Here is a 12,250-nt window from a genome sequence, read left to right as displayed (position 1 = left end):
CGCAAGATGTTTTAACAAATCAAAAGGGGTTTTAATAACTGGCTTAAAGCTGAAAGCTTTCCGGAACCCCCAGCCTAGCTGGGGGTTTTCCATAGACAAAAAAGGCGCAGATACGATCTGCGCCATTGTTTAAAAAGGAAAGATTACTTCAGGCTGCCAACCAACGCTTTGCGGCTATCTTCTAAGGTCACTACGCGGCTACAGACATCTTTGCCAAACTGCTGGAAATCTTTCTCCTGGTTTTTCCATTCGTTCTGGATAGCGGTTTGCAAACCACCGAGACTGCCCATCACACCCTGTAAAGGATTGCCGCCGCCTTTAAGCACCGCTTTGGCGCCCATTTCGTTAATGCTGTCCTGCAAAATACCGCCCATCGCCTGATTCACCAACTGCTGACCGTCGGCACGCACCTGGTCGATAGCTTTATAGTGGAACGTCAGGCCGTCCGTACGATGTTCGATAATGCGGTTCATTTGCGCTTTTAATTGCGCATCAAGCTTCGTCAGACGGCTACGCATGTTGCTGCTTTCGCCCACCTCTTTAGCGATGATTTTATCCAGCGCCACGCGGCCTTTTTCGACGCGCGATCGGGCGCCCTCATCAATCCACGGCAGCGCGCTTCGCAGTTCCGCCTGGTAATCTTTCGCTTGCTCGCGCTGCGCGGCGCTAAGGGTGTACTGCTTACCGTTGTACATCACATTGCCGTCCGGCGTGATCACCAGGTTGCCGTTTTCACCTTTCACCTGCACCGTTTGTGGACTCAGGATCACATCGTCACGCGGCGTGACGCTGCATTTGTAATCTGCATGAGCGGCCATCGCCGTAAACGTTAGCACTGCCGCCAGCAGCGTTTTGCGCATCATAACTTTCCCTCAAGACAAAGCGGGCCGGCATTTGCCGACCCTGTACTTATTAGTCCCACCAAACGTCGAAAAGTTCGCTGGTTCGGACTTCTTCAAGGTTGCGCGCTTCCAGCCATTTACGCACAATCGCCTGATGTTCTTCGGTACATTTACCGATTTCCTGCATACAAATCAGCCCTTCCCAGGCCAGGTAGCCGCTGCCGTCAAACGCCAGTTTATTAGGCTCAATAACGTCATTAATAAAGTCATCGACAGTCTTATCGACCTGCTCTTCAGATGTACCTTCCGGAAAACGCCATGCCACCGAAAATCCTAATTCCTGGAATTCGTCAATGTGCATTTTTTTACGCAGACGACGACTACGGTTCTTTGCCATTATTTCACCCTCTCGAACATTAAGTCCCATACGCCATGACCAAGACGATGGCCACGTTGTTCAAATTTCGTTACCGGGCGCGATTCCGGGCGCGGTACATAATCATTGCTCTCTGACAGATTTTTGTACCCGTCGATAGAAGACATGACTTCAAGCATGTGTTCCGCATACGCTTCCCAGTCGGTCGCCATATGGAAAACGCCGCCCAATTTCAGCTTGCTCAATACCAGTTCAGCAAACGGCACCTGAACGATACGGCGTTTATTATGACGCGCTTTATGCCACGGGTCAGGGAAAAAGAGCTGAACCATCGATAAAGAATTGTCAGGAATCATTGTATGCAACACTTCTACCGCGTCGTGGCACATGACGCGCAGGTTTTCAACGCCCTCTTCATGAGCGGACGCCAGACACGCGCCGACACCGGGTGAATGCACTTCAATGCCGAGGAAATCCTGCTCCGGGCGCGCTTTCGCCATCGCCACGAGAGACGCCCCCATGCCAAAACCAATCTCCAGCGTCACCGGCGCTTCGCGACCAAACAACGTGGCGAAATCTACCGGCGCTTCGCTGAACTCGACGCCCATCACCGGCCAGTAGTTTTCCAGCGCGTGCTCTTGCCCCTTTGTCAGTCGCCCCTGGCGACGAACAAAACTACGAATACGGCGCAGAGGGCGACCGTTTTCATCAAATTCCGGTGAAATGACGTCGTTTTTCATAAAAGTGTAGTCTGCTGTGTTTGAGTTCTGAAAACGGGCATTATCCAAAGTTAGTTGCCGGATGCAAGCATGAAGCGCACTGCGGAAAGTTCCGGTTTACACCCTGCGGCCTCTGTGCTGCAATCTTGCCCCCGGCAATAATGAATGAGTTTCCATGCAAGCGTCTCAATTTTCAGCCCAGGTTCTGGACTGGTACGACAAATACGGGCGGAAAACGCTGCCCTGGCAAATTAACAAGACGCCTTACAAAGTATGGCTCTCGGAAGTCATGTTGCAACAAACGCAGGTGACGACGGTGATTCCTTACTTTGAGCGATTTATGGCGCGCTTTCCCACGGTAACGGATTTAGCGAATGCGCCGCTGGATGAAGTGCTCCATTTATGGACCGGGCTCGGCTATTACGCCCGCGCGCGTAATTTGCATAAAGCGGCGCAACAGGTGGCGACGCTTCACGGTGGAGAATTCCCGCAAACTTTTGCCGAAATCGCCGCGCTACCCGGCGTCGGGCGTTCAACCGCCGGCGCGATTCTCTCCCTCGCGTTAGGTAAACATTATCCGATTCTTGATGGAAACGTTAAACGTGTGCTGGCTCGCTGTTATGCTGTTAGCGGCTGGCCTGGAAAAAAAGAGGTGGAGAATACGCTGTGGACGCTGAGCGAGCAAGTGACGCCCGCACACGGCGTGGAGCGTTTTAATCAGGCGATGATGGATCTGGGCGCGATGGTTTGTACGCGTTCAAAGCCAAAGTGCACCCTGTGTCCGCTGCAAAACGGTTGTATCGCCGCTGCGCATGAAAGCTGGTCATGCTATCCGGGTAAGAAACCGAAACAGACGTTGCCGGAGCGGACGGGTTACTTTTTATTGTTACAGCATAATCAGGAGATTTTCCTGGCGCAGCGCCCTCCCAGCGGTTTATGGGGCGGACTCTACTGCTTTCCGCAGTTCGCCAGCGAAGCTGAATTACGTGAATGGCTGGCGCAACGGCATGTTAACGCTGATAATTTGACCCAGCTTAACGCGTTTCGCCACACATTTAGCCATTTCCACCTGGATATTGTACCTATGTGGCTTCCCGTGTCGTCACTGGACGCCTGCATGGATGAAGGCAGCGCGCTCTGGTATAACTTAGCGCAACCGCCGTCAGTCGGACTGGCGGCCCCCGTGGAGCGCTTGTTACAGCAGTTACGTACCGGAGCGCCAGTTTAACGCCCCGGTCGATGAAGAGGATGACTTATGAGCAGAACGATTTTTTGTACTTACCTGCAACGCGACGCTGAAGGGCAAGATTTTCAGCTCTACCCTGGCGAACTGGGAAAACGTATCTATAACGAGATCTCTAAGGACGCGTGGGCGCAGTGGCAGCATAAGCAGACCATGTTGATTAACGAGAAAAAGCTCAACATGATGAACGCCGAGCACCGTAAACTGCTGGAACAGGAGATGGTGAGCTTCCTGTTCGAAGGCAAAGACGTTCATATCGAAGGTTATACGCCGGAAGATAAAAAATAGGCCCGTTGCTGAATGAGGCTGCGCTTATTCGGCCTGTGAGTTATGCCGGATAAGCCCTTAGCGCCGCTGCCCGGCAACATGGCATAACGACAACACAACATGCACTCCCGGAATGATGAAAAAATTACTCGCGCTTGCTGTTATTGCGCCGTTGCTCATCTCCTGCTCCAGTTCGACCAAAAAAGGCGAGACGTATAATGAAGCCTGGGTCAAGGATACCAACGGCTTTGATATTTTGATGGGGCAATTTGCCAACAATATTGAAAATCTGTGGGGATATAAGGAAGTCCTGATCGCCGGGCCGAAAGACTACGTCAAATATACCGATCAGTTCCAGACGCGTAGCCACATCAACTTTGATGATGGGACCATTACCGTTGAAACCATCGCCGGGACGGAACCTACCGCACATCTGCGCCGGGCCATTATTAAAACGTTGCTCATGGGTGACGACCCAACCTCCGTCGATCTTTACTCCGATGTCGATGACATAAAAATTTCTAAAGAACCCTTCCTGTATGGTCAGGTCCTCGACAATACCGGCCAGCCTATTCGCTGGGAAGGCCGCGCCACGACATTCGCGGATTACTTGCTGAAAACGCGGCTCAAAAGCCGCAGTAACGGCCTGCGTATTATTTACAGCGTCACCATTAATCTGGTGCCGAACCACCTTGATAAACGCGCGCATAAATACATTGGCATGGTACGCCAGGCCTCCCGTAAATACGGCGTTGACGAGTCGCTGATTCTGGCGATTATGCAAACGGAGTCCTCGTTTAACCCGTATGCGGTCAGCCACGCGGATGCGCTGGGCCTGATGCAGGTGGTGCAACACAGCGCCGGGAAAGATGTTTTCCGTTCTCAGGGTAAGTCCGGCACGCCAAGCCGTAACTTCCTGTTCGACCCCGCCAGCAATATCGATACCGGCACAGCGTATCTGGCAATGTTGAATAATGTCTATCTGAGCGGTATTGAGAATCCGACGTCGCGGCGCTATGCGGTCATTACCGCCTACAATGGCGGCGCAGGCAGCGTATTACGCGTATTCTCGAACGATAAGATTCAGGCCGCGAATATGATTAACCGCATGTCGCCGGGGGATGTGTACCAGATATTAACCACCCGACATCCATCTGCGGAGTCGCGCCGCTATCTGTATAAGGTGAATTCCGCCCAGCGATCGTATCGCCGCCGATAAACCATCGCATCCCGCCTCTGGCCGGCAAATGACAGAGGCGGGAAAGGTAAAAGTGTTAACTCCGTCACCCTTTTGCTTTGCAATCAGAAATTGTTTGCAAATATTTGTCACAGGTAACAAAAAAAGCCCGCCTCTCATTGATAGAATCACACCAAATCACAACGGCAAATGTGCCTTTTAAAACATTCATCCGCTCTCAGGTGTGAGGAAATTAACATGAATCTTAAGCTGCAGCTTAAAATACTCTCTTTTCTGCAGTTCTGTCTGTGGGGAAGCTGGCTCACTACCCTGGGCTCGTATATGTTCGTCACCTTAAAATTTGACGGCGCATCTATTGGCGCAGTTTATAGTTCACTGGGGATTGCCGCCGTCTTTATGCCGACCTTGTTAGGCATTGTGGCTGACAAATGGCTGAGCGCGAAATGGGTCTATGCCCTGTGTCATGTCGTCGGCGCCATCACGCTATTCATGGCCGCGGAAGTCACTACGCCTGGGGCGATGTTCTTTGTGATCCTGCTTAACTCGTTGGCCTATATGCCGACGTTGGGCTTGATCAATACCATATCGTATTACCGCCTGCAGTCTGCCGGCATGGATATTGTGACTGACTTCCCGCCTATCCGTATCTGGGGCACCATTGGCTTTATTCTGGCGATGTGGGGCGTGAGTTTCTCCGGTTTCGAGCTGAGCCATATGCAGCTTTATATCGGCGCGACGCTTTCCGTTCTGCTGGTACTGTTTACCTTTACCCTGCCGCACATTCCGGTGGCGAACCAACAGAAAAACCAGAGCTGGACATCAATGCTGGGCCTTGACGCTTTTGCGCTGTTTAAAAATAAGCGGATGGCGATTTTCTTCATCTTCTCCATGATGCTGGGCGCGGAACTGCAGATCACCAACATGTTTGGCAACACCTTCCTGCATAGCTTTGATAAAGATCCGCTATTCGCCAGTAGCTTTATCGTGCAGCACGCCTCGGTGATGATGTCGATTTCGCAGATTTCTGAAACGTTATTCATCCTGACCATTCCGTTCTTCCTGAGCCGTTATGGTATTAAGAACGTTATGCTTATCAGTATTGTGGCGTGGATGCTGCGTTTCGGCCTGTTCGCTTATGGCGACCCGACGCCGTTCGGTACCGTTCTGCTGGTATTGTCGATGATTGTGTACGGCTGCGCCTTCGACTTCTTCAACATTTCTGGCTCGGTGTTTGTCGAAAAAGAAGTACGCCCGGAAATCCGCGCCAGCGCGCAGGGGATGTTCCTGATGATGACCAACGGCTTCGGCTGTATCCTGGGCGGCATTGTGAGCGGTAAAGTGGTGGAGTATTACACTCAAAACGGCATTACCGACTGGCAGACCGTGTGGCTCATCTTCGCAGGCTACTCGCTGGTGCTGGCTTTTGCGTTCGTAGCCTTGTTCAAATACAAACACGTTCGCGTTCCGGCGGGTTCGCAACCCGTTGCACATTAATCCTTGCCCTGTTTCGCAGGCCGGATAAGGTGTAAATGCCTTATCCGGCCTGCAGGCAACGTTACTTTAAAACATATCCGTACAAACGTTGAATTCCATCGGCATCGGTCTCGCTATATACCCCCTGCAATTCCGGCGAAAAACCGGGCAATAGATTGATGCCCTCTTCCAGCGCCAAAAAATAACGCTGCGCCGCGCCGCCCCAAATCTCCCCCGGCACCACGCACAGTACGCCCGGCGGGTATGGCAATGCCCCCTCGGCAGCAATACGCCCGTCCGCCTCGCTGATACGCACCAGCTCTACATCGCCGCGAATAAAGGCGCTGTTGGCGTCCTGTGGGTTCATCGCCACATGCGGCAGGCTTTCTTTGCGAAACATCGCTTTTTGCAGATCCTTAACGTCAAAGCTAACGTACAGGTTGTGCATCTCCTGACATAGCTCACGCAGGGTGTAATCGCGGTAGCGCACCGGGTATTTCTGAAAAACCGTCGGCAATACATCCGCAAGCGGCGTATCGTCTTCAATGTGCCGTTCAAATTGCGCCAGCATCGCGACCAGCCGCGCCAGTTTCTCTTCGCTCTCGGCGGGTGTCAGCAAGAACAGAATCGAGTTGAGATCGCACTTCTCAGGCACAATACCGTTCTCACGCAGATAGTGGGCGAGAATGGTCGCCGGGATGCCGAATTCGGTGTACCGCCCACTATCGGCATCAATACCTGGCGTGGTCAGTAACAGTTTACAAGGATCGACAAAATACTGGTCATCCGCATAACCCTCAAAGCCATGCCATTTCGCCCCAGGTTCAAAACTGAAGAAACGACGATTGCTGGCAATGGTCTCCGTCGGATATGCCTGCCACGGCTTGCCGTCAACCACCAGTGGGATAAAGAGCTGAAGCAGTTTGCAGCGGGCGAGAATGGCTTTACGCGCGTCAATGCCCAGCGCAACGCATTCCGCCCACAGGCGGCGACCGCTCTCCCCTTCGTGGATTTTGGCATTGATATCCAGCGCCGCAAACAGCGGGTAGAACGGACTGGTTGAAGCATGCAACATGAAGGCGTTGTTCAGGCGTTTGTGCGGGCAAAAACGCGCCTGGCCGCGAATATGGTTATCTTTTTTGTGGATCTGCGAGGTTTGTGAGAACCCCGCCTGTTGCTTATGTACCGATTGGGTCACAAAGATCCCAGGGTCGTTTTCATTAAGCTCCAGCCGCAACGGCGAGGTATCCGCCATCATATTGATAAACTGCTCATAGCCTACCCACGCGGAGTCAAACAGAATGTAATCGCAGAGATGCCCGATTTTATCCACCACCTGACGGGCGTTGTAAATAGTGCCGTCATAGGTACCAAGCTGAATGATCGCCAGACGGAACGGACGCAGCGCATCGGCGCTTTCCGGCATCACGTCACGAATCTGGTCGCGCAGGTACGTTTCATCAAAACAGTGCGCATCAATGCCACCGATAAAACCAAACGGGTTACGCGCCGCTTCAAGATAGACTGGCGTCGCCCCGGCCTGAATCAGGGCGCCGTGGTGGTTGGATTTGTGATTATTACGATCAAACAGCACCAGATCGCCGCGCGTCAGCAGGGCGTTGGTGACCACTTTATTCGCCGCCGAAGTTCCATTCAGCACAAAGTAGGTTTTATCCGCATTAAACACTTTTGCCGCAAATTTCTGCGCGTGTTTGGCAGAACCTTCATGTATTAGCAGATCGCCAAGTTTCACATCGGCGTTACACATATCCGCACGAAACAGGTTTTCACCAAAAAAGTCATAAAAATGGCGGCCTGCGGGATGTTTTCTAAAAAACTCGCCATGCTGGTGCCCCGGGCAAGCAAAGGTACTATTCCCCATGTCGACATACTGGGTCAGGGTGCCATAAAAGGGCGGCAGAAGTTCCGCTTCGTAGCGACAGGCTGCGTTTTCCAGCTCCAGCCATTCCTGCGCGTTCCCGCCTATTACCGCCGTAACGCCGACAGGCGCGCTGACGGGTTCATCCGCAAGCATAAACACCGGCAGGTGAAAACCGGTGCGTTTAAGCAACGCCAGAATACCGCTACGGCTGTCGGCAGTGGTAATGACGACTGCGGCCACATCGGTAAAGTCGGTACTGTCCAGCGCCACTACGTTTCGGTGGGTGGAGAGACGGGGGATGAGTTCACCGCTGGCGGCAATATTCATTGATTTCATAAGCGCAAATACCCGTTTCGGGAGTAGAGTAACCCCGGACAAGGCCCGATGCCTTGCCCAACGAGATGCCGGGTCAAACTGGATACCAGCTCCGACCGCCAGACATCAGTAAAAACAGACTGTTTCTGATTTTACTGTTGTCCTGCAGTGAGCGTGCGCTGCCCTCACCGCATAGCGGGGATGACAAAAAAAAGGAAAGAAAGGGGCAAACCTCGCGCAGTCAGGCGACAGTGAAGACAATATAAAGGCGCTATGTTCATCCCGGCGAGCCCCATGCTGGCAGGAGAAATTTCGCGCAATCATGGCACCTTTCACCAGACGGCGCAAGGTAAAATCAGCGCTCTATACGTCACAGATAATCAAGCTATTAACAGCTTAATCGCGTGATAATAAGGCAATTTGAAAGACAAATAACAGGAGTCATTGTGGTAATTGGACCTTTTATTAACGCTGGCGCAATTTTATTCGGCGGCGTTATTGGCGCGCTGTTAAGTCAGCGTCTGCCAGAACGGATTCGCGTCTCAATGACGTCTATTTTTGGTCTGTGCTCTCTGGGTATTGGCATTCTGCTGGTGATGAAGTGCGCTAATCTTCCGGTGATGGTGCTGGCGACGCTGGTCGGCGCGCTTATCGGCGAGTTTTGTTTGCTGGAAAAAGGCATTAATGGCGCAGTCGCGAAAATCCAACAATTATTTATGGCATCGGGTAAGAAGCCAACACACGACTCATTTATTCAAAGTTACGTCGCTATCATTGTACTTTTTTGCGCCAGCGGCACCGGTATTTTCGGCGCGATGCATGAAGGGATGACCGGCGATCCAAACATTTTGATCGCTAAATCTTTTCTGGATTTTTTCACTGCCATTATTTTCGCCTGTTCGCTTGGCATCGCCGTTTCGGCGATTTGCGCACCGATGTTGATTATCCAGTTAACGCTTGCCGCCTGCGCCACCCTCATTCTTCCACTGACCACGCCGGCAATGATGGGCGACTTTAGCGCCGTGGGCGGACTGCTGCTGGTGGCGACCGGCTTGCGTGTATGTGGAATCAAAATGTTTCCGGTAGTGAATATGCTCCCGGCGCTGTTGCTGGCGATGCCGATTTCCGCCGCATGGGCGATGTTTTTTGCCTGACTCTGCGTGCAATAACAACAAAGTGGTGATAGATTGTGCAGTCTACGTTGATTTGAAGAAATTTCGTTGACGAAGCGAGGCGATTACGGTTTAATGCGCCTCGTTGCCCGGATAGCTCAGTCGGTAGAGCAGGGGATTGAAAATCCCCGTGTCCTTGGTTCGATTCCGAGTCCGGGCACCACCTTTCCTTTTTATGCTTCCTGATAAATCACCTTGTCTTTTTAATTCAATGAGTTAGCGTGAAAATCTTTTCAGGTGCGTTTTGATTTATCCCTACGTATCCGGAAAATTGTGGGTCAGATTAAGGGTTCATTCAGTTCGAGGAACGGAGAAACCCTCATATTAACTGATAGCAAGATCTGCGCCGCGCCTCCTCGAAAAAACCTACACAATCACCGATTCACAAATTCTGTACCTGACGGCTCTAAGCTATGGTATTTCCGCTATCGCTTCGGCGGTAAAGAAAATCGTCTGACTTTCGGCCCCTATCCGCAGGTTACGCTTGCAAAAGCCCGCGAAAAGCGCAATGCCGCGCGTAAGCTGCTGGTATCGGGTATCTGCCCTTCTCTGATGCCAGTGAGCGTCAAGGAGCGCAACGGCGTGCGGGCGGCGTATGTACATGGAGGCGCGTATGGAGATGATGCAGTGGTGGTCAGATTATCTGGACGTGAGCCGCGAGGGGGACGTTGCGCCCTATATTTATGCCCGGCAACATAGCGTATATTTAAGACTTATGAACTGATTGCAGAATGTCTAAGCCGGGATTATCTGCCACAGTCATGTTTGGTCATTTGTTACAACAACACGGCGACAGTTTCCTGCCGCTATGAATTAACCTTTTTAATGTCCTGAATTTAGTTTCTCCTGCCGCATGGTTAACTCGTCCATAAAATAGCGTGCAACTGCGGGCATTCCTTTGTTCGCTGGGAATAGTGCATAAATCTGTCTTGGCTGGCCAGACCACTCGGGGAAAAGTTGTACCAGTCCCCCGTTTTGCAATTCTTCCTTGCAGGCCGGAAACGGTAATAAAGCCACACCATTGCCGCCAGCGACTGCCTGTAACAGAACCCGCAGATTATTGGAATACAAACGGGGGGAAAGTGACAGGGTGATTTCCTGACTCCCATTGATTAAATGCCACGATTGCATACGACCGTCGGCCAGTCTCACCATTGCCGGAGCCCTGTGAAGATCTCCAATGGTCTTTAAATCAGGATGTTGCTCGACCCACTGGGGGCTGGCAACCAAAATATCGTATAGCGTATTGATTTTTTTATAGTGCAACGAAGAATCAGGCAATGCCCCTGAACTTACTGATAGCGCAATATCAATGCCTTCTGCAATCATATCCACCGGGCGATTGACAGCAAGGAGCTGCACATTTGCCAGCGGCCAACGGGCAATAAATTCGTTGATGAGCGCTCCCAGCCACGTTTCTGCCATGAATACCGGCGCACTGATCCGTAATGTCCCCTGTGGATACTCCTGTACCGCCTGAACAACAGCGCGGGCTCGCTCACTTTGATTTACCAGCGTCTGACACTCCTGCGCAAATTGCTCGCCGACTTTGGTCAGCGCAAGGCGTCGGGTTGTCCGCTGAATCAGATGTACACCAAGCTGTTCCTCTAATGCCGACATCCGTCGGCTTAGCACCGATTTGGACACTTGCGCACGTATTGCCGCCCGGCTGTAGCTTCCTTCTTCTGCAATCAGGGCAAAATACCAGTAATCATTCCAGTCAATCATGATTGTTCTTTTATCGCAACAATGAAGTTCAATTTTGTCTATTTAAACATCATTTTAAGAACGGTTAAACTAGCCACACGTTTTAAATGAGACGAACACCATGAAGATCCTCCACATTGACAGCAGCCCTATGCTCTGCAACTCCAGCTCACGAAAGCTGAGCCTGGCGCTGACAAAAGCTATCTGCCAGCGCTTTCCGAATGCCAGCGTGACATACCGCGATCTCGGACGGACACCGCCACCCCACTTACGCGAAGAGACATTTCTGGTGCTTGGGGGAAAGTTAATGTCTACAGACGCACAAACGCAAAGTGAAGTGGAGGGTATCAGAAACGCGATCGCGGAGTTGAGCCTCTGCGATATATTAGTAATAGGTGCACCGATGATTAACCACTCTGTCTCTTCGGGTCTGAAAACCTGGATAGATCAGGTTTGCCAGGCTGGTCTGACATTTCGTTTTACCTCTACGGGTGCAACGGGGTTACTGGCCGACAGGCCAGCATTTATTGTCTCCACGCGTGGTGGAATTTATTCAGATACCAGGCATCGGGAATTGGATCATCAGGAAAGCTATCTGCGGTCAACGTTAAATTTGATGGGGATCACTAACGTCCATATATTGCCCACCGAAGGAGTGGATAAAACCGTACCAGGCAGATCTCTGGCAGAAAAAAACTCACTGGCGCAAATTCCCTGTATGCTGGCTCATGCTTTTAATCGATAAGTTTATTAATATGAAAGGAATTCTTATGAATATCAGTAAAAAAATTGTCACCTCTTTTTTCTTACTCTCTTTATTTGGGCAGACATCCATTGCTGCAACAGAAATTAGTCATCCAGAAACAGACATGAAAGAAGTTGCTCATGTTAGTGTATCATCCATAAATACAAATCCTGAAAGCATCATACAACTCCTTCAGAATAAAACTGAAGCGTCAGGTGCTCATTATTATCGAATCACTTCATTTCATATCGATAATCAATCACACGCCACCGCTATTCTTTATAAATAATCACAATTACAATCAATCGTAA

General features: G+C 51.2%; 13 protein-coding genes and 1 tRNA gene. 9 read left to right on the top strand and 5 right to left on the bottom strand.

What is annotated here, in order from left to right:
- Positions 1 to 143: 143 nt before the first annotated feature.
- The 3 genes from ACLJR2_RS06460 to trmB are packed head-to-tail and all read right to left on the bottom strand — an operon-like array spanning position 144 to position 1,958.
- Positions 144 to 863 carry a DUF2884 domain-containing protein gene (locus ACLJR2_RS06460; protein WP_000984827.1) on the bottom strand — a complete coding sequence of 240 codons (720 nt, stop codon included), beginning with the start codon at positions 861 to 863 and terminating at the stop codon, positions 144 to 146.
- Positions 864 to 912: 49 nt separating this feature from the next.
- Positions 913 to 1,239: a YggL family protein gene (locus ACLJR2_RS06455; protein WP_001107574.1), complete on the bottom strand. Its 327-nt coding sequence runs from the start codon at positions 1,237 to 1,239 to the stop codon at positions 913 to 915.
- The gene (gene trmB, locus ACLJR2_RS06450) at positions 1,239 to 1,958 is read right to left on the bottom strand and encodes a tRNA (guanosine(46)-N7)-methyltransferase TrmB (RefSeq protein ID WP_000786886.1); all 720 of its coding nucleotides are present in this window, start codon (positions 1,956 to 1,958) and stop codon (positions 1,239 to 1,241) included. Before trmB ends, ACLJR2_RS06455 begins: the two co-directional genes overlap by 1 nt.
- Before the next feature lie 154 nt (positions 1,959 to 2,112).
- Between trmB and mutY the strand changes: the two genes are divergently transcribed.
- The 4 genes from mutY (at position 2,113) to ACLJR2_RS06430 (ending at position 6,139) form a co-directional block, all read left to right on the top strand.
- Positions 2,113 to 3,165 (top strand): A/G-specific adenine glycosylase, encoded by a 1,053-nt coding sequence (mutY, locus tag ACLJR2_RS06445; protein WP_001148946.1) that lies wholly within the window; start codon positions 2,113 to 2,115, stop codon positions 3,163 to 3,165.
- A 27-nt stretch (positions 3,166 to 3,192) separates the two neighbouring features.
- Positions 3,193 to 3,468 (top strand): oxidative damage protection protein, encoded by a 276-nt coding sequence (locus ACLJR2_RS06440; RefSeq protein ID WP_000091706.1) that lies wholly within the window; start codon positions 3,193 to 3,195, stop codon positions 3,466 to 3,468.
- A 112-nt stretch (positions 3,469 to 3,580) separates the two neighbouring features.
- The gene (gene mltC, locus ACLJR2_RS06435; RefSeq protein ID WP_000976289.1) at positions 3,581 to 4,666 is read left to right on the top strand and encodes a membrane-bound lytic murein transglycosylase MltC; all 1,086 of its coding nucleotides are present in this window, start codon (positions 3,581 to 3,583) and stop codon (positions 4,664 to 4,666) included.
- 216 nt (positions 4,667 to 4,882) lie between these two features.
- Positions 4,883 to 6,139 carry a nucleoside permease gene (locus tag ACLJR2_RS06430; RefSeq protein WP_001049803.1) on the top strand — a complete coding sequence of 419 codons (1,257 nt, stop codon included), beginning with the start codon at positions 4,883 to 4,885 and terminating at the stop codon, positions 6,137 to 6,139.
- A gap of 61 nt (positions 6,140 to 6,200) precedes the next feature.
- On the opposite strand, the gene ACLJR2_RS06425 is transcribed toward ACLJR2_RS06430, so the two are convergent.
- Positions 6,201 to 8,336 (bottom strand): ornithine decarboxylase, encoded by a 2,136-nt coding sequence (locus ACLJR2_RS06425; protein WP_000839727.1) that lies wholly within the window; start codon positions 8,334 to 8,336, stop codon positions 6,201 to 6,203.
- A 425-nt stretch (positions 8,337 to 8,761) separates the two neighbouring features.
- Between ACLJR2_RS06425 and ACLJR2_RS06420 the strand changes: the two genes are divergently transcribed.
- The 3 genes from ACLJR2_RS06420 (at position 8,762) to ACLJR2_RS06410 (ending at position 10,186) form a co-directional block, all read left to right on the top strand.
- Positions 8,762 to 9,469, top strand: a complete 708-nt coding sequence (locus ACLJR2_RS06420) for a DUF554 domain-containing protein (protein ID WP_000234466.1) — start codon at positions 8,762 to 8,764, stop codon at positions 9,467 to 9,469.
- 105 nt (positions 9,470 to 9,574) lie between these two features.
- Positions 9,575 to 9,650 (top strand) — tRNA-Phe (locus ACLJR2_RS06415).
- A gap of 74 nt (positions 9,651 to 9,724) precedes the next feature.
- Positions 9,725 to 10,186, top strand: a complete 462-nt coding sequence (locus ACLJR2_RS06410; protein ID WP_024147371.1) for an Arm DNA-binding domain-containing protein — start codon at positions 9,725 to 9,727, stop codon at positions 10,184 to 10,186.
- Positions 10,187 to 10,309: 123 nt separating this feature from the next.
- Here ACLJR2_RS06410 and ACLJR2_RS06405 read toward each other — a convergent pair whose 3' ends face one another.
- Positions 10,310 to 11,215 carry a LysR family transcriptional regulator gene (locus ACLJR2_RS06405; protein WP_000568121.1) on the bottom strand — a complete coding sequence of 302 codons (906 nt, stop codon included), beginning with the start codon at positions 11,213 to 11,215 and terminating at the stop codon, positions 10,310 to 10,312.
- A gap of 100 nt (positions 11,216 to 11,315) precedes the next feature.
- On the opposite strand from ACLJR2_RS06405, the gene ACLJR2_RS06400 reads away from it, so the two are divergent.
- Positions 11,316 to 11,939: an FMN-dependent NADH-azoreductase gene (locus ACLJR2_RS06400; protein WP_000697438.1), complete on the top strand. Its 624-nt coding sequence runs from the start codon at positions 11,316 to 11,318 to the stop codon at positions 11,937 to 11,939.
- A gap of 25 nt (positions 11,940 to 11,964) precedes the next feature.
- Positions 11,965 to 12,228: a YdgH/BhsA/McbA-like domain containing protein gene (locus ACLJR2_RS06395; RefSeq protein ID WP_001027081.1), complete on the top strand. Its 264-nt coding sequence runs from the start codon at positions 11,965 to 11,967 to the stop codon at positions 12,226 to 12,228.
- Positions 12,229 to 12,250 lie beyond the last annotated feature (22 nt).

It is taken from the genome of Salmonella sp. SAL03688 (genome assembly GCF_046551895.1).
In the GTDB taxonomy this organism is placed as follows: domain Bacteria; phylum Pseudomonadota; class Gammaproteobacteria; order Enterobacterales; family Enterobacteriaceae; genus Salmonella; species Salmonella enterica.
This window is presented reverse-complemented; position numbering and strand designations above follow the sequence as displayed.